This is a genomic window from Thermodesulfobacterium hydrogeniphilum (assembly GCF_000746255.1).
Lineage (GTDB): Bacteria > Desulfobacterota > Thermodesulfobacteria > Thermodesulfobacteriales > Thermodesulfobacteriaceae > Thermodesulfobacterium > Thermodesulfobacterium hydrogeniphilum.
Window position 1 is genome coordinate 1 of the sequence record NZ_JQKW01000014.1, and the last position, 17,668, is coordinate 17,668.

Here is a 17,668-nt window from a genome sequence, read left to right on the forward strand (position 1 = left end):
TTCCAAATAAAAAACCAAAGGACCTCTTTTTTCTTCTGAAACAGTATAAGTTTTATCTGTAATACCTACTATAACTCCTGGATAAACTACCTCTAAAACCTTAATTATCTTGTTTTTAAAAACAGTTATCTGCTTTTTTAAATCTGTTATAGCAACACGAATTTTATCCAATTCATCCAAGTGCTTTTGAAACTGATCTTTAATTTTTTCTAAAATACCCTCTTTTTCTTTGGTTAATCTACCTTCTTTTTTCAATTTCTCTCCTAATTCCAAACCCACTTTCAATTTCTTAAGAGATTCTTTAAATAATATCTCTTTTTGTATACATTTTAGGTAAGACTCTATGATATTAGCTTTATAACCTGCGAGGATTTGGGTAGGGGTTTGGGATTCATTTCCCAAGATTTTAGCTTCTATATTTCCACTGCATTTTATTGATCCGCCATAGATTATGCCTTTTCCTGAGGTTGCCAGGATATCTCCCATAACATAAGTATCCGAGAAAATGAGATAGCTATCAATGACGAGATTACCTTCTATTTCCAGTTTAGCATATTCAACACCTTTAAGTTCTGCGGTTCCCTTTACTTTTAATTTTGTATTTTCACCTCTTATAATACCATTGCATTTGAAATTTCCTTCCACATCTATAAGGACTTTGTTTTCGGTGCCACCTTCAAGTTCTACATCGCCTTTAGCTTTTACTTTAAAACCGAATTTAATATCACCCTTTATGATAAGTTTTTTGCCTATGAAATTTACATTGCCTACAGAGAAATCTACATCACCTTTGATGGTATATTCAGGGTATATTTCTATTTTATTGTTTTCAATCAGTATAACTCCAGCCTCTTTTGCTCTTATAAAATTGTTCTCATCTATATAAAGATTGTTTCCCAAAGTAAAAGGGGCTTCATCAATTTCTGGAGGTTCTATAGGTTCTCCGAAGATATTAACTCCTGCCACTCCTGGTACAGGAGGATACCATTTACCTATGGATTCATCTTTTTCAGCACATATAATAGTTTGATAAGCCTCTCTAAGATCTTCCCTTTTTGTTTCTTCCTTTTCGGGAGTTGATAATTTTTCATCCTTTAAAACACAAACAAATTTTTTAAAAAGTTCTATCTTCTCAGGAATAGGAGGTTTTGGTGGAGTAGCTTTAGCTATTATTATTTTATTGTCAATAAGTTCTGGTTCATCTAAAATTCCAAAAAAATTTTTGGTTTTTAAATCAGTTTTTATTTTTTCCCAATTTTTTTTAAAATTATCAATAAATTCTGAATCTGAAGGATCAACTTCCAGATAGAGAATAGTTTTATCAGAAGAAGGTTTTATTAAAAAATCACCAATCCAGATTTCTTCTTGTTTAATTTCGTTATTATCAGACATTTTTTATTTTTTTCCAAGTTTTTTCTTCACCTCTGAGTAATCTCTTAATATTATCTTTATGTTTGATCCAGATTAAAATAGCTAAAATTGAACTACATATTATATATTCGGAAGGATAACCGAAAATAAAAATGTTTAAAGGAAGTAAAGCAGTGGCTAAAAGAGAACCTACAGAAACATAACCAGATAATAAAACAGCAAAAAAGAAAATAGCTAAACTTAATAACATAGCCTTAGGGGTAAGAATAAGGAAAATACCTATGGTAGTAGCAACACCTTTTCCACCTTTAAACTTAAGGAAAATAGAAAAAAGATGTCCTAAAACTGCAAAAAATCCGGCTCCAGCTAAAACTAATTCCTTAGGGTAGGGCAAATTTTTAAATAGAAAAAAAGCTAACAGAAGAGCAAAAATTCCTTTACTTGAATCACCTATAAAGGTAATAATACCCCATTTTTTTCCCAGAAGACGCGCTACATTAGTAGCGCCTGGATTTTTACTACCTTCTTTTCTGGGATCAACTCCTTGAGGTAAAGCTACAAGAAGAGCAAAAGGAATAGACCCTAAAAGATAACTTACAAGGAACAAAAATATTAATTTAATCACAAAATTTATTATACATAATTTTTACAAAAAAACAAGATAAAATAGACTTATACTTTTTAATCTTTTACTGATTTGGATAAACACTTACTACCTTTTTACCACCTCTGGTTTCAAATTTAACAATACCGTCAATTTTAGAAAAAATAGTATAATCTCTTCCTAAACCAACATTAAACCCTGGACGAACTTTTGTTCCTCTTTGTCTAACAATTATTTCACCAGCTTTAACAAATTGGCCACTATATCTTTTAACTCCCAGTCTTTTAGAATGAGAATCTCTTCCATTTCTTGATGATCCACCTGCTTTCTTATGAGCCATTTAAAAACCCCCTTATATAATTTCTTTAATTTCTATAGTAGTATAAAATTGCCTATGTCCTCTTTTTCTTTTATAGCCCTTTTTAGCTTTCTTTTTAAAGACAATTACCTTAGAAGCTTTACCCTGTTCCACAATGGTTGCTATTACTTTAGCTCCTTCTACTAAAGGAGTTCCTATTTTAACTTCTCCATTTTTATTAATTAAAAGAACTTCTGAAATCTCAACAGTATCTCCTATTTGTCCTTCAATTTTTTCAACCTTTAACTTATCTCCAGGTTTTACAATATATTGCTTTCCTCCAGTTTTTATAACTGCAAACACAGATAATCCCCCTTTCTAAGGTTTTCTTTAAAAATAGCTTAAAATTGAATTTTGTCAATATTTAAAAAACTTCTTTTTAATATCCTTTAAATATTAAAATTTTATCTTAAATTTACCCTTGAATAAATTCAATATAGATGTTAATTTTTTAATAAAGTTTTTGGAGGAAGTAAAAATGGGAGATGAAATAAGAAGTACTTTAGAGATAGCTCTTGAAAAAGCTGAGAAGATAGGGAAAGCCTCTAAAGAAGAATTAGAAGTTTTAAAATTACAGGAAGAAGCTCAAAGATTAACTGCTAAATTTCTAAGAGAAGATTTTCCAGAGTTTGAAAAAGAAATCCATAAACTTTTAGAAAATAAAACATCTCAACAGAAAAAAGCAGTTTTAAAAAGCATAATTGGTGTTTTTTTAAAAAATATAGTTCTTCCTTATACCCAATATCAATTAGATGATGCTAAAAAAGCTTTGGAAGGCTTAAAATTGCTTTTTAAAAAAATTCCGGATATTTCAAGACTTTGTCAAGAAATAGAGAAACTTCTAAATGAGTATTATCTTCATAAAGAGACTATTTACAATGAGCTTTCAAAAAGATTTAGTGCAGGAATTGAAGCTTTGGAGCAAGCTTTATCTAATCAAATGGGAACAGAGGTAAAAATAAATGTGGAAGAGCATCCTCAATTTAAAGAAGAGTGGAACAAGATAAAAGAAAAATTAGATGAAGAGTATGGGAAACAACTGGAATATCTAAAAAATATTTTTGAAAAAATCGTGGCTTAAAATGTCCTATAATAATTTAAGAGCTCTTTTATATCCTCAAACTTTTCTTTTGCCAGATTTTGGAAAAATAATCCTTCCATATCTTTCTTCTATTATTGTTTTTCAGCTTCCTTCAACTTCTGAAATATGGGAGAAATTTTATAATAATTTTCCCATATCCTGGCAAGAAAAACTTAAATTCTTAACTCTTAAAAAAGATCTTTCAATAGATTGGGAACAATTGAAAAAGGAAAGAAAAACTTTAGAAGAATGGGGACTTAATTTTAGAACTCCTGAAAATTTAAAGTATTTTAGTCAATTCAAAGAAGTTTTAGAAGAATCCTTGGAAACCCTTTTACCTACTATAAAGGGTGTTAAAAATACCTCAAAACAAGAAGTAGAAATTAAAAAAGCTTTAATTACTCTTTTATTAGCTGAAGATCTTGATACAAAATTATATGAAGTCTATATTTCTTTAAAAGAAATAGATCAAAAATATAATGAAATTTTTAAAGAAAAAATTATAGGAGAAGATCTTACTTTTCAGAAAATTTTGGATATTTATTATCCTGTTTCAGAACCTTATATATTTTTTAAAAATTTATCTGGCCTTTTTTCCAGAATTAATGCCTGGAAAACTGTGGGTAAATATTTAGAATGGGGAATATATCCAGATTTATCAAACTTAGTTATTACAGATATTGAACTTTTGGAAAGGTGGAAAGATAAATTTGAATTTAAAGAAGAAAATATTTCAAAAGAAATAAAATTTTATAAATTTAAAGCTTCTTTATTTCAGATTCTGGAAATACCACTAAACACTTCTAAATCTCAGGAAACAGGGGTGATTTTAGTAACCTCCTGATGGTAGAATTTTATATAGTTTTTACTCTTATTTTGCTTTTTGCTTCTATGATATTTACTGTTAGTGAAACCAGCATTTTCTCTTTTTCCCGTATTGAATTAGCAGGTCTAAGAAGCATAGGGTTACCAGAAAAATTTTTAAAAATTTTTCAATTTCCAGAAGAACTCCTTATTGTTTTAATTGCTGGTAATGAAATAGTAGATTATTTTGCCAGTTTTTGTAGTTCTAAAATTTTTTCTTATTGGTTTCCTAATGAAGGGAAAAAATTAGCTTTTTTAATCTTTAGTTTTATCGCTTTTTGGTTTGGTGATTTTTTCCCAAAAGTAATAGGTTTTAGATTTAAAAACTTTTTGATTACTAAACTTTTATATATAGACTACTTTTTTTATCAAATGTTTTATCCTTTAAGGAAGATATATTCTTTTTTATATCAATTTTTAGATAAAATTCTCCCTAAATATTCTTATTATACTCGTACTTTTTCTCCTGTTGAACAACTTATTCTTTATATGTTAGACCAAGCTTATAATCAAAAAAAAATCACTGAAAAAGAGAAAAATTTTATAAGAGGTCTTTTTCTTTCTGAAAAAATACCTGTTTCTGCAATTTTTACTCCACGTTCGGAAATCCTGGCTTTTCAAGATCAATTAATAACTTTGTCCTTTTTAGAAAAATTAAGATATTTACCCTACAACAAATTTCCAATATACAAAGAAAATTTAGACGATATTATAGGAATTTTATATGTCAAAGATCTAATCAAAAATTTTTCTCCAGAAATTTTAAACAAAAAAATGCTTTCTGACTTTATAAGGCCAGCTTTTTTTATTCCAGAAAACTTTAAGGTTAGAGATCTTCTTTTTGAATTTCAAAATAAACATATAAAAATAGCCTTAGTAGTAGATGAATATGGAATTCTTAAAGGTTTGGTTACCTTAGAAGATGTTTTAGAGGAACTTTTTGGAGAGATTTATGAAGAAAAAGAAGCCAAAATAGAGCCTATTCAAAAACTAAGCGAGAATAAATGGCTTGTTTATGGAAAAGTTCTTATGGAAGACTTAAAGCAGGTATTAAATATAGAAATTTTAGAAGAAGATTTACAGGATATAAAAACTCTTAATGGTTTTCTTTTAGCTCTATTTAAAGAAATTCCAAAAGAAGGGAATAGTATTATTTATCAAGATCACAAGTTTATAGTAAAAAAGATAAAGGGAAGAAAAATTATCTGGGTTGAAATAGAAAAATTAAAAACAAAAGCTGAAGAATGATTAGTGCTTTAATTTCTTTTACTATTTTTATATTAGGAGAAGCTTTCTTTGCCTGTAGTGAAATAACTTTTATTTCAGCAGAAAGGTTTTTTATAGAAAGTCTTGCTAAAAAACATGTAGCAGCCAGAATTTATTTAAAATTTTGGCAAAATCCAGAAAGATTATTTACCACTACTATAATGGGAATCACGCTTTGCGTTGTAGGAAATGGTATTTTTACTTCTCACTTTTTAATAGAAACCTTAGGACATTGGGGAGTACTTTTATCTTCTATCGTGCTGCCACTTCTGATGATTATTTTTGGACAAATTATTCCAAAAACCATAGGTAAAAAATTAGCCTATCCCTTGGTACTTTATTTAATCCCTGTGCTTTATTTAGTTTCTTTTTTATTTTACCCTTTGGCCTATTTCAACACTAAAATTTCTCAACTTTTCCTTAAATCCAAAAATGATAGTCCTTTATTTCTAACTAAATTTAGAGAGGTGTTTTTAAATTTTGTTTATTATGAAAAAGAAATAGACTTTAAAGAAAAAGAGCTTATGCATAAGATTTTAGAGTTTGCCAAGAAGAAAGTTTCTCAAGTAATGATACCCATTACCCAGGTGAAAGCACTTCCAATAACAGCTACTATAAAGGATGTTATAGAATTTAGTAAAAAATATAATTTTTCTTATATTCCTCTTTATGAAGAAAGTATAAACAACATAGTCAGTATAGTTAAAGTCCAACATTTGATAGGAAAAAATCTTTTGGAAGAGAATAAGCCTCTTAAAGATTTTTCTATAATACCTCTTTTTGTCCCTGAATTAGCTTTTGCTCATGAAGTCTTATCACAGCTTCAAAAAAGAGGAACAGAAATAGCTGTAGTTGTAGATGAATATGGTTCTACTACAGGAATTGTTACTATAGAAGATTTGGTAGAAGAAGTTTTAGGAGAGTTTAGAGATGCTTTAGATTATTATGTCCCTGAATATTATAAACTTGATAAAAATTTATACAAAGTAAAAGGATTTATAGAAATTGAAAAACTTCAACACTTAGGTCTTCCTATTCCTTCAGGAGATTATGAAACCTTAAACGGGTTTATTTATTCTTTAATAAGAAGAATTCCTTCTGAAGGAGAAATAATTAAATATAAAAATTTAGAATTAAAAATTCTAAAAGCAACTCCTCATAAAGTAGAAGAAGTTTTAATAAAAATTAATTAATTTTATTTTTCTAAATTTTTCTTCAGAGATTTTAAAGTAATTCTTTTCATTTTTAGCAAGTTCTAATTTTTTTATTATCCAAATTAACTTGAAATAAGGAGAAGAAAGAATCCCTTTTTTTTCTTTTTTGGAGAAAAAATAAAATATTTTAATTTTAGAAAAAACTACTTCTGTTTTTCTTTCTTTCAATCCTAAAAAATAAAAGGGAATTTCATAAGTTTTAAATTTTTGGGGGATTTCTATAATATAGAGCTTTTTATGATAGAAATCATAGATTTTAATTTTATCAAATAAATTTTTATCCCATTTAATCAATCCTAAGCTTGAACCCATGGGAGTTTTTAATTCTATATAAAGAAAATTTTTGTTAACAATAAAATTAGCATACCCTGCATTTGATTTAACTTTTCTGTCTTTAAAAAGATCTACCCTCCACCAAATAACACCCTTTAAAGAAATTTTTTTTTCTTTAAATAATGAAATATTGTGAGTTTTTATAGAAGTAATTTTAGGTTTGGCACAGGAAAAACATATGATAGAAATTGCAAAAATTAAGAATTTTATAAATTTTTGAATAAAATCCATTTAATCTAAAATTGTTTTAATTTTTTTTGGATTCTTTCTTTATCTATTTTATGAATAGCAGCTTTAAGAGCTCTTTGATATAGCTTATAAGCTTTATCTTTTTCTCCTTTTTTCATCAATACATCTGCTAAATGTTCTAAAATTATTGCTTCGTCTTCATCAAGTTTATTAACCGCTTTTTCTAAATATTGTAAAGCTAAATCTAAATCTCCTTTTTTATAATAAAGCCAACCTATGCTGTCAAGAATATAAGGATCCATTATTTTAATTTGCAGGGCTTTTAAAAGCAATTTTTCAGCTTTATCTAAATTTATTCCAAGCTCTACATAACTATAACCTACAAAGTTTAATACATAAGGATCTTCTGGATATTTTTTTAATAAAGGTTGAGTTATTTCTAAAACTTTTTTATAATTCCAGGTACAAGCATAATTGGAAGCTAAAGCTAATTTTAAATCCAGATCTTCTGGATAATATTTAAGGCCTTCTAAAGCATACTCTATACCTTTATTACAAAGGTCTAAAACTTCTGCAGAATTGGATAAAAAAACATACAAATTTTTACTTTTATTTTTGGTAGATTCCAAATGTTTGAGATAATTGATAGCCTCTTTTTTATCTTTTTTTCTTAAAATATCTATTATTCTTTTAGAAGCTTCCCAAAACCAATCATTATCAGGCAAAATTTTTTCATAAACTTTTAAGGCTTCTTCTAATTTATTCTGTTTCTCTAAGGAATATCCCAAGAAAAAAAGAAATTTAGGATCATATTTTATAGTTTTTAGATATTGTTTAAGAAGTTTTTCAGATTTTGTCCAGTTTTTATTTTCTATATAAAACCTTAGTAAAATCTTAACAAGTTCCTCATCTTCTGGATATTTAGATACAAATTTTTTTAATAAAATTTCTGCAGTTTTGGAATCATGAATTTCATCTAAAAATTTTAGGGTTTCAATTAATACAGTTTTATCATCAGAAGAAAGTTCTAAAGCTTTTAAATAAGCCTTTTTGGCTTCTTTATACTTTTTTTGTTCCTTTAAAACACGAGCTTTAAAAAGCCAAGCTATATAATTATTTTTATCAATTTTGAGAAGTTTATCAAGATTTGTAATAGCAGAATTCCAGTCTTTTTGATCTAAATAAATGCTTATAAGGAGACTTAAAATATTTTTATCCTTGGGATTTTTTTCTAATATATTTTCAAGAATAGAAGTTGCTTTATATGGTCTATTTTCAAAAAGATAGATTTTGGCTAAAAGCAAATTAAGTTCTTTATCCTTTGGATATGTTTTGTAAAGTTCATTAGCTAATTTTTCAGCTTCTTTTATTTTTTGATTTAAGAGATAAAAAATTACTAAGTTTTTTTTAAGATATAAACTTTTTTGATCATATTGGATAGCTTTTTTAAGATAGTTTTCTGCAAGCTCTGGATTGTTTTCATTCAAACTTAATAAATAATAATAATAAGCTTGGGCATTATTATTAGCAAAAGACTTTATAGGAAAAATAAAGAGAAAAAAAATTATAAAAACAAAACTAATCTTTATGCGGTAAAGCAAGAGGATAATAGTAGGCATCTGGTAATTTCTCCTCAAGAAATTTTTTTAATTTTTTTATAATTTTTTCTTCAATTTGTCTTACTCTTTCCTTAGAGATACCAAGTTTTTGAGAAAGTTCATTAAGGGTTTTGGGTTTTTCTGCTAATAATCTTTCATAGAAAATAACATAATCTTTACCTGTAAGATTTTGCGCAAATTCTTTAAGCAGACGTTTAAAATTATTTAAAACTTCTTCTTTGGCATAAATATCTTCAGGAGTAGGTTTAGTATCTCTCAAAAAGTTAGCTAAAGTATCCTCAGAATCATGAGTAATGGGGGCTTCTATACTTATATCTTGAGAAAACATTCTTTGTTCCATTTCTTCTACTTCTTTTTCTTTTACTCCCAATCTTTTAGCAATTTCAGCAGGAGTTGGTTCAAATCCAAGTGCAGCAAGTCTTTCCTTTTCTTTTCTTAGCTTATAGAATAACTTTCTTTGGGCTTGAGTTGTTCCCATTTTAACAAGTTTCCAATTATCCATAATGTATTTTAAAATATAAGCTTTTATCCAAAAAGAGGCATAATAAGAGAATTTTACACCTTTATAAGGATCAAACTTTTTTACAGCTTGCAATAAACCTAAATTACCTTCTTGAATTAAATCCAAAAAATTATAAGCCCAAAATCTTTGAAACTCTAAAGCTATTTTTACCACTAATTTTAAATTAGAAACTACAAGTTTATAGGCTAAACGGGGGTCTTTAGTTTTATAATAAGCTTTGGCTATTTTTTCTTCTTCCTCTCTTGAAAGAACAGGATATTTACTTATTTCTTGAAGATATTTTTGTAAAGGATCAAATTTAGTAGGAAGTTTAGTTTCTTCCTCTTCTGTTGCAGAGGGTAATATTGCAATATTTTCTAATTTAGAAGAATTTGTAATAGCTAAAGGATCTTCTTGGTTATTTTTTTTATTTTTCATATTAATATTTTAGCATAAACTTAAAATATTTCCAAATTGAATTATTTAAGCCCTAAAACTTTATGAAGCTGTACTTGGAATCTTATGGGCAGTTTTGTATCCAATACCCATTCAGCCAAAATTTTTGGTTCTAAAAAAGGTGATACAGGAGAAAAGAATACCTGTGTGTAATAAAATATCTGAAATTTTTTGACTATTTCTATAGAAAATTCAAAATCTTTTTTATCTTTGATAACAAATTTTACTGCATCTTTTTTATTAAGATACTTTAAATTTTGATATAAATTATATTTTTCCATTCCTGAAGAGGGGGTTTTTAGATCCATGACCTTTATAACACATTTTGGAACTTTGCTTAAATTTATACTGCCATTTGTTTCAAGCACTATAACGGTTTTTTCTTTTAAAAGTTTAGCTATCAAAGTATAAACAGATCTTTGTAAAAGAGGTTCACCTCCAGTAATAGTTATATAAGGAATATCTGAATAATTTTTTTCCCAGAAATTAATAATTTCTGATATTTTAACTTCTTTATAAGAATTATTACCTTTGGCATAAGGGGTATCACACCAAGTACAATTTAAATTACATCCAAAAAGTCTAATAAAAAAACTAGGGTAACCTATTAAAGGCCCCTCACCTTGGATACTAAAAAATATTTCTGAGATTTTGAGAATTTCATTTTTTTTCATTTAAAAAATATTATTAAACTATTCAAAATAAATTGCACAAGAATTTTCAGTTTCATAAACTCTGACTTCTTTAACTTTTATATTAGGGTGTTTTTTAAGCTTTTCCTGAGCTTTTTTAAAGATAAATTCTGCTAATCTTTCTGAAGATGGATTAACCTTAAAAAAATAAGGGTGGTCATTTATAAGGATATGATCCAATTCATCAAGGACTTCTTTCAAGATTTTTTTAAGCACTTTAAAATCAATAAGAAGATCTGCTTCATTTAGTTGAGATCCTTCTACAATTAATTCAACCTTCCAATTGTGTCCATGAAGATTTTCACAAAGACCTCCGTAATTTTTTAAAAAATGAGCTGCTGAAAAGTAGTCTTTGACTTTTAATCTGAACATAAGTTAAAAGATGAGGCGGCGCGGGGATTCGAACCCCGGATTCACGGCTTTGCAGGCCGTCGCCTTACCGCTTGGCTACGCCGCCGTTTTTATTTAAATGGCGGCGGAGGGACTCGAACCCCCAACCCTGTGGATATGAGCCACATGCTCTAACCAGTTGAGCTACGCCGCCATTTTTAAAGTATAAATATATAATTTTTTTCTCTTCCTGTCAAGAGGGGAAAAATAAAAATTCCATTTAATAATTATTTAAAAAAATATTGGAGAAAATTGATTAGAGTATTATAATAAAAATCTATGAAAACAATGAATTTTATTAATGAATTAAATTATGCCCAAGCTGAAGCTGTAAAGACAATTTTTGGTCCGCTTTTAGTGATAGCAGGGGCTGGTTCTGGTAAAACAAGAACTCTTACTTGTAGAATGGCTTATTTAGTAGCTCAAGGTGTTTCTCCTGAAAAAATTCTTCTTTTGACCTTTACCAGAAGAGCCTCTAAAGAAATGGTAGAAAGGGCTGGAGCTCTCCTTAAAATGGATTGTAATAAAATTATAGGAGGCACCTTTCACTCTTTATGTCAATATATGCTTAGGTTCTACGGATATCTTTTGGGATATAGCCCCAATTTCACCATATTAGATAGAAGTGACGCAGAAGATTTAATAAATCTTTTAAGAAATAGTTTAGGGTTAGCAGAAAGAAAAAAAAGATTTCCCAAAAAAGATACCTTGACTAATATTTATAGCAAAATCATAAATCAACAGAAAACTTTGGAAAATATTTTATCTTCTGAATATCCTCAATTTTTAGATTATTATCCAGAAATAGAAAGGCTTTTTATAGAATATACCAATTATAAAAAAGAACATCAGCTAATGGATTATGATGATCTTCTTTTAAATTGGCTTAATATCTTAAAAAGCTATCCTCAGGTTAGAGAAGAAATCAGTAAAAGATTTGAGTTTATTATGGTAGATGAATATCAGGATACCAATATCTTACAAGGAGAGATTATTAAATATATGGGAGAAATTCATCAAAATGTAATGGTAGTAGGAGATGATTCACAAAGTATATATGGCTTTAGAGGAGCAAATTATAAAAATATTTTTGAATTTCCTAAGCTTTTTCCAAATACTAAAATAATTAAATTAGAGCAAAATTACAGAAGCACTCAGGCTATTTTAGATGTAGCAAATGCTATTATTTCTAATTCAAAAATAAAATATACAAAAAATCTTTTCACTCTTAAAAAAGAGGGAGAAAAGCCTATTTTGTTTTTTGCTAAAGATGAGACAGAATCGAGCAAATTTATAGCAGATAGAATTTTAGAATTAAGAGAAAAAGGGCTTAAGCTTTCTCAAATAGCTGTTCTTTTTAGATCAGCTTTTCATTCTTTTGATTTGGAAGTGGAACTTACTAAAAGAGGAATTCCTTTTGTAAAATATGGAGGTTTAAAGCTTTTAGAAGCAGCTCATATAAAAGATATTATAGCTTTTCTTAAAATTATAAGTAATCCAAAAGATTTTTTGTCTTGGAATAGAGCACTTTTACTTTTAGAAGGTATAGGTCCAAGAACCGCAGAAAAAATTATAAACCTTTTAAAACAGAATCAATTAGATATGTTCTTTTCCTTGGATAAATTAGCTTATCAATTTCCTCAGTCAGAGTTTAAGGTTTTTATAAATCTTTTAAAAGATTTACAAAGTTCTAAAATTTTACCTTCGGAATTATTAATAAAAATTTGGGAATTTTACAAACCTATTTTTGAAAGAGTTTATTATGAAGATTATTTTAGAAGAGAAAAGGATATAGAAGGTCTTATAGCTCTTTCAGAAAAATATAAAACCTTAGAAGAATTTTTAACTGATTTAGTATTAGAACCCATAGAAGTAACAGATTTTGAAAATATTCCTAAGGATGAAGATTATTTGGTTTTGTCTACCATTCATTCTGCTAAGGGATTAGAATGGCATACTGTATTTATACTCTCTCTTATTGAAGGAAGGTTCCCTTCTTTATATAGTCTGCAGAAAGAAGAAGAATTAGAGGAAGAAAGGCGACTTTTTTATGTAGCAGTTACAAGAGCAAGAGAAAAACTATTTTTCATTGCTCCCATGACAGTTTATATTCCTGGAGAAGGAAAAATTTTGGCTAAAATTTCGCGTTTTATAAAAGAAATACCTTCCGATTTGATAAATGTTTATGAAGAAGACAAAGAAAAAATTGTAAACATTAAAGGTAATGGAATTAATAAAACTAAAAAGTTTTCAAAAATTTTATCGCCCTTTAAAGTAGGTGATATGGTTAAACATCCTCATTTTGGAGTAGGAGAGGTTTTGGAAGTACTCAGCCCCGAAAAAATTAAGGTTTTATTTCCTAATAAAGGTGCTACACTTTTACACTTAAAATATGTAAAATTAGAAAGATTGATTAATTAATTAAAATGCTTGATAAAGTAGAGCTTTTAACTAAAATAAAAACAAGAGTTTTAAATAAAAATATTTCTCTGGGTGCTTTAAACCTTCTTCCTCAAGACTTACAGAAAAATTTGAATTTTATTTTACAAAAAGCTGTTCTTTTTTATAACCAAAAATTACTTAAAGCTAATTTAGAAGTTATAAATAATAAAAAATTATTGATAAAAAATTTGCCAGAAAATATTACTCTATCTAAAGGGGAGTTAATCCTTATTATCTTACCTGCTGAAAACAAAAGATATGTTTTTCAAACTGTTGTAAAAGAGAAATTACCAGAAGGGTATAAAGTTGAAATTTTAAATCCAAGATATGAAAAAAGAATTAAAATAAAAGCTGAGGTTCCTGTTTTTTTATCTTTAACACCTCAAAAGTTGTTTTTTAATTTTTTAAATAACGACTATTATTTAATTCGAGAATCTAATTTATCTTTTGAAAATGGAAAAGAAAATGATATTTATTTTTTTGATTTAATTTTTGATGAAAAAAATCTATTAGAAGAAGAGTTTAGAAGTTTAATCAGGAAAACTCATATTAAAGGCAATTTGGTAGATATAAGTAGTAGTGGAATTTGTGTAAAAACACATGGTATTATTCAACCTCCTGAAAATTTATTTTTGCTTTATGCCCGATTTGAAATTTCAGTTTTACAAAAGAAAATTAAATTTGGTTTGCTTTGCCATTTAAGAAATCTTCGCTATGAGGGCAATTTCACCTATTTCCACTTAATGTTTTTGATTAGTTTTAAAGCAAATGTTTGGGAAAAAATAAAAGAATTTTTAGAAAAATTAAGTTAAAAGTGTATCACAAATATTTAAAGCTAAATTTAAAGGATTTTCTTTAAATTTAAAGATTATTTTATTGAAATTTCTTTCTTTTTTAACATAAAAAGTATTTCCGCTTTTTTTAATTTTTCTAAATTTAATAAGTAATTCCTGATTTTTTAATAAAAAAATCAAATCTTTTCCTTTAGTTTCTATAGAAAAAAGTCTTAATTTTTTCATATAAAGTTTTAACAAATAAATTTTAATCAAATTTTCTACAGGTTCAGGAATTTGTCCGTATTTATCTTCTAAAAATTTTTTAAAATCTAATAAATCTTCTTTGTTTTTAATTAAAACAAGTTCTCTATATAAACTCAGTCTTTCTTCAGCCTCAGGAACATAGCTTGGAGGAATATAAGCAGGGATTTTAATATTTACTTCTGGTTCCCAATCTTCTATTTCTTCACCTTTTAAGGCTTTTATAGTGTTTTCAAGAAGTTCTAAATAAAGCTCATAACCTACTGTATTGATATGCCCGGATTGTTTTATTCCAAGTAGTTCTCCTGCACCTCTTATTTTCAAATCACTTAAAGCCAATTTAAAACCAGATCCAAGTTCTGAAAATTTCAAAAGGGCTTTAAATCTCTTTTGAGCTTCTTCTGAAATAGCTTTTAAAGAAGGGACTAAAAGATAAGCATAGGCTTTTTCTTCTGATCTTCCCACTCTTCCTCTTAATTGATAAATATCTGCTAATCCAAACATATCTGCCCTATTTATTATAATGGTGTTTACAGAAGGAATGTCTATACCACTTCCTATAATTGGTGTGCATACCAAGACATCTATTTTTTTATTTAAAAATTTATAAAGGTTCTTTTCTATCAAATCTCCGGGCATTTGTCCATGAATTAACTCAACATTTGCTTGAGGGACTAATTTTTCAAGATACCGGGCTAAAGCTGCTAAACCTTGGATTCTTGGATTTACAAAAAACACCTGTCCCCCTCTTTGGAGTTCAGTTTCTATAGCATATTTAATAATCTCTGGTTCAAATTTAGCAAGAATGGTTTTTATAGGTTTTCTTCCAGGAGGAGGAGATTCAATAACAGAAAGATCAAAAATTCCTAATAAACTGAGCTGTAGGCTCCTTGGTATAGGAGTAGCTGATAAAATAAGAACCTTTATGTTTTTTTTAAGCTGTTTAATTTTTTCTTTTTGTTTTACTCCAAATTTATGTTCTTCATCTATTATTAATAATCCAAGATTTTTAAATTCTACATCTGAGGAAAGCAAACGATGGGTTCCTATAATTACTTTTATATCTCCTTTGGCAAGTTTCTTAAGAGTTTCTTTTTGTTCCTTTTCAGATCTAAGTCTTGATAAGATTCCTACTTTTATACCAAAAGATTCTAATCTTGATTTTAAATTTCTATAATGTTGTTCTGCTAAGATAGTGGTTGGAACTAAAAAAGCTACCTGTTTCCCAGAGTAAGCTACCAGGAAGATAGCTCTTAAAGCTACTTCTGTTTTACCAAATCCAACATCACCTACTAAAAGTCTTTCCATAGGTTTATCGCTGCAAAGATCATTTATAATTTCTTCTATAGCTATTTTTTGATCTGGTGTTTCTTCATAAGGAAAAGTAGCTGCAAATTCTTCATAAGCAAGAGCAGGGAAAGAAAGAGTATAACTTTTTAAAGCCTTTCTTTCTGCATACAAAGACAAAAGTTCTTGAACAACTTCTCTTAGTTCTTTTTCTATCTTTTTTTTCCGATTAATAAAGGTCTTTTTGCCAAGCTTGTCAAGTTTTGGCTCTTTGTCTGTAACTCCTACATAAGGATAAAGCTCGTCTAAACGAGCAACAGGTAAATAAAGTTTATCTCCCCCTTCATATTCAATTTGCAAAAATTCACCTTCTACTCCTCCTATTTCTAACATGGTTAATCCAAGATATTTTCCAATTCCATGAAGTTTATGAACTACAAAATCTCCGGGTTTTAAATCCTCAAATTTTCTGAAGTGGCTTTTAGCTCTCTTTACTCCCTCTTTAGAAATTTCTTTTTTAAAAGCAATTTTTCCAAAAAGTTCATACTCAGAAGTAACCCATAGAGAAATTTCTGGAAAATAAAAACCCTCTTTAAGATAACCTCTTTTAAATTCTAAATTTTTAAAATTATCTATTCCTCTAAACTGAAGCCCTTCCAAGATGGTCTTTTCAGTTTTCTCATCAGAAACTACCAAAATGATTTTTTCTCCTTCTGTTAAAGATTTTTTTAACAACTTAAAAGCATGATCAATTTTATTTAAACCTGGAGAGGCTTCTATCTCTTTTTTAAAAATAGAAAAGACTATATGCTTTTCTGATGATTCCATAGCAAAAGAAAGCTCTCTTGCCTGAATAATTTTAAAAGATTTAATAGAATTTCTGAAATCATTAATAGATGAATATATAAAAGTTTCATCAAAGAAGAATTTATTTCTTTCCTTAGCTTTTAGAGCATTAATATAAATTTTATCCCAAAATTTTTCCAAATTTTTTTCTATATGTTCTGGTTCATATAGCAAAACAAGAGCTTCTTCATTAGAGATATTTTCTAAAATTGATTCTAATTTTTCAAAAAATATAGGTAATAAAAACTCTGAATTTTCTGTAATAGCTTTGTTTTCAATTTGTTGAAGAATTTCTGCAAAACGTGATTCAGGAATTTTATTTTTCAAATTAAAAAGACTTTTATAGATAGATTCTATATTTTCTGGAAAAAATATTTCCTTACAAGGAATAATGCTAAATTCTTCTAACTTATCAAAACTTCTTTGAGTTTCTGGATTGAAAAGTTTAAAACTTACAATTTCATCTCCGAAAAAATCTATCCTTACAGGATAATCATAATTAGGAGACCAAATATCTATTACTCCTCCTTTAACAGTAAAACTACCTTTTTCTTTAACAATTCCTGTTCTTTCATAGCCAAGATCAATAAGTTTCTTTAAAAATTTTTCTCTATTTATTTTTTCTCCAATGATGAGATATATGTAAATTTCTTTTAAAAATTTTCTGGGTACATTTTTTCTTACAAAACTGTTTATACTTCCTGCTAAAATTTTGATATTTGGTAACTTCCAGATAATATTAATTCTTTCCATTTCTTCCAAAGAAAGAGTATAAGTTTCTGAAAAAGGAGGTAAATCTATTTCAGGATATAGTTCTACTTTTTCTGTAGTGAAAACTTTTAAAGCTGAAATAAAGTCCTTGACCTGGTTTTCTTCAGGAAAAATTGCTATAAGTTTTTTAAATGTATTCCTTTGCTGAGACAAAAGATAGGCTAAAAAAGATATATTAATACCAGAGATATTTAAAATTTTTTTATAATTACTATTTTCTAAAAATTCTTTTAAATTAAAAAATTTTAACATCTCACCTTTATAGAAACAGATTGTCAGGTTTTAATTTTTGGTAAAAAAATTTAATGCGATCTTATTAAAATTCAACTTTTTAAAAGGCTTTATA

The 17,668-nt window shown here is 27.6% G+C and carries 16 protein-coding genes and 2 tRNA genes; 6 read left to right on the forward strand and 12 right to left on the reverse strand.

The window, feature by feature from the left end:
• The 4 genes from CC87_RS07905 to rplU all read right to left on the reverse strand — a co-directional run.
• A partial coding sequence (locus CC87_RS07905; protein WP_038057913.1) for a FapA family protein occupies positions 1-1,392 on the reverse strand: 1,392 nt, incomplete at its 3' end.
• Positions 1,385-1,996, reverse strand: coding sequence for a glycerol-3-phosphate 1-O-acyltransferase PlsY (plsY, locus tag CC87_RS07910; RefSeq protein WP_051920799.1), 612 nt, complete (start codon positions 1,994-1,996; stop codon positions 1,385-1,387). The genes plsY and CC87_RS07905, both read right to left, overlap by 8 nt.
• 64 nt (positions 1,997-2,060) lie before the next feature.
• Positions 2,061-2,315, reverse strand: a complete 255-nt coding sequence (rpmA, locus tag CC87_RS07915; protein ID WP_038057915.1) for a 50S ribosomal protein L27 — start codon at positions 2,313-2,315, stop codon at positions 2,061-2,063.
• A gap of 12 nt (positions 2,316-2,327) precedes the next feature.
• The gene (gene rplU, locus CC87_RS07920; protein WP_038057916.1) at positions 2,328-2,636 is read right to left on the reverse strand and encodes a 50S ribosomal protein L21; all 309 of its coding nucleotides are present in this window, start codon (positions 2,634-2,636) and stop codon (positions 2,328-2,330) included.
• Positions 2,637-2,811: 175 nt separating this feature from the next.
• On the opposite strand from rplU, the gene CC87_RS07925 reads away from it, so the two are divergent.
• The 4 genes from CC87_RS07925 to CC87_RS07940 are packed head-to-tail and all read left to right on the forward strand — an operon-like array spanning position 2,812 to position 6,737.
• Positions 2,812-3,414 (forward strand): hypothetical protein, encoded by a 603-nt coding sequence (locus tag CC87_RS07925; RefSeq protein WP_038057917.1) that lies wholly within the window; start codon positions 2,812-2,814, stop codon positions 3,412-3,414.
• A gap of 1 nt (position 3,415) precedes the next feature.
• The gene (locus CC87_RS07930) at positions 3,416-4,258 is read left to right on the forward strand and encodes a hypothetical protein (protein WP_156955607.1); all 843 of its coding nucleotides are present in this window, start codon (positions 3,416-3,418) and stop codon (positions 4,256-4,258) included.
• On the forward strand, positions 4,258-5,526 hold the full coding sequence (locus tag CC87_RS07935; RefSeq protein ID WP_038057919.1) for a hemolysin family protein: 1,269 nt from the start codon (positions 4,258-4,260) through the stop codon (positions 5,524-5,526). The genes CC87_RS07930 and CC87_RS07935 overlap by 1 nt, the downstream gene beginning before the upstream one ends.
• Positions 5,523-6,737: a hemolysin family protein gene (locus tag CC87_RS07940; protein WP_038057921.1), complete on the forward strand. Its 1,215-nt coding sequence runs from the start codon at positions 5,523-5,525 to the stop codon at positions 6,735-6,737. The genes CC87_RS07935 and CC87_RS07940 overlap by 4 nt, the downstream gene beginning before the upstream one ends.
• On the opposite strand, the gene CC87_RS07945 is transcribed toward CC87_RS07940, so the two are convergent.
• The 7 genes from CC87_RS07945 to CC87_RS07975 all read right to left on the reverse strand — a co-directional run bounded on the left by CC87_RS07945 (position 6,720) and on the right by CC87_RS07975 (position 11,093).
• Positions 6,720-7,322: a hypothetical protein gene (locus CC87_RS07945; RefSeq protein ID WP_038057924.1), complete on the reverse strand. Its 603-nt coding sequence runs from the start codon at positions 7,320-7,322 to the stop codon at positions 6,720-6,722. The two genes, CC87_RS07940 and CC87_RS07945, sit on opposite strands and share 18 nt — an antisense overlap.
• A gap of 5 nt (positions 7,323-7,327) precedes the next feature.
• Positions 7,328-8,899 carry a tetratricopeptide repeat protein gene (locus CC87_RS07950; RefSeq protein ID WP_038057926.1) on the reverse strand — a complete coding sequence of 524 codons (1,572 nt, stop codon included), beginning with the start codon at positions 8,897-8,899 and terminating at the stop codon, positions 7,328-7,330.
• Positions 8,859-9,839, reverse strand: coding sequence for a sigma-70 family RNA polymerase sigma factor (locus tag CC87_RS07955; protein ID WP_038057929.1), 981 nt, complete (start codon positions 9,837-9,839; stop codon positions 8,859-8,861). The genes CC87_RS07950 and CC87_RS07955 overlap by 41 nt, the downstream gene beginning before the upstream one ends.
• A 41-nt stretch (positions 9,840-9,880) precedes the next feature.
• Positions 9,881-10,531 (reverse strand): 7-carboxy-7-deazaguanine synthase QueE, encoded by a 651-nt coding sequence (locus CC87_RS07960; protein WP_038057931.1) that lies wholly within the window; start codon positions 10,529-10,531, stop codon positions 9,881-9,883.
• A gap of 18 nt (positions 10,532-10,549) precedes the next feature.
• Positions 10,550-10,921 (reverse strand): 6-carboxytetrahydropterin synthase QueD, encoded by a 372-nt coding sequence (gene queD / locus CC87_RS07965; protein WP_038057933.1) that lies wholly within the window; start codon positions 10,919-10,921, stop codon positions 10,550-10,552.
• Positions 10,922-10,934: 13 nt separating this feature from the next.
• Positions 10,935-11,006: transfer RNA gene (locus CC87_RS07970), tRNA-Cys, on the reverse strand.
• Between the two features lie 13 nt (positions 11,007-11,019).
• Positions 11,020-11,093, reverse strand: a tRNA-Met gene (locus CC87_RS07975).
• A 125-nt stretch (positions 11,094-11,218) separates the two neighbouring features.
• Here CC87_RS07975 and CC87_RS07980 point away from each other — a divergent pair.
• Together CC87_RS07980 and CC87_RS07985 are read left to right on the forward strand one after the other, a co-directional pair.
• Positions 11,219-13,360: an ATP-dependent helicase gene (locus CC87_RS07980; RefSeq protein ID WP_038057934.1), complete on the forward strand. Its 2,142-nt coding sequence runs from the start codon at positions 11,219-11,221 to the stop codon at positions 13,358-13,360.
• Between the two features lie 5 nt (positions 13,361-13,365).
• Positions 13,366-14,193, forward strand: a complete 828-nt coding sequence (locus tag CC87_RS07985; protein WP_038057937.1) for a PilZ domain-containing protein — start codon at positions 13,366-13,368, stop codon at positions 14,191-14,193.
• Here the strand turns inward: CC87_RS07985 and mfd are convergent.
• Positions 14,185-17,574, reverse strand: a complete 3,390-nt coding sequence (gene mfd / locus CC87_RS07990) for a transcription-repair coupling factor (protein WP_038057939.1) — start codon at positions 17,572-17,574, stop codon at positions 14,185-14,187. The two genes, CC87_RS07985 and mfd, sit on opposite strands and share 9 nt — an antisense overlap.
• Positions 17,575-17,668 lie beyond the last annotated feature (94 nt).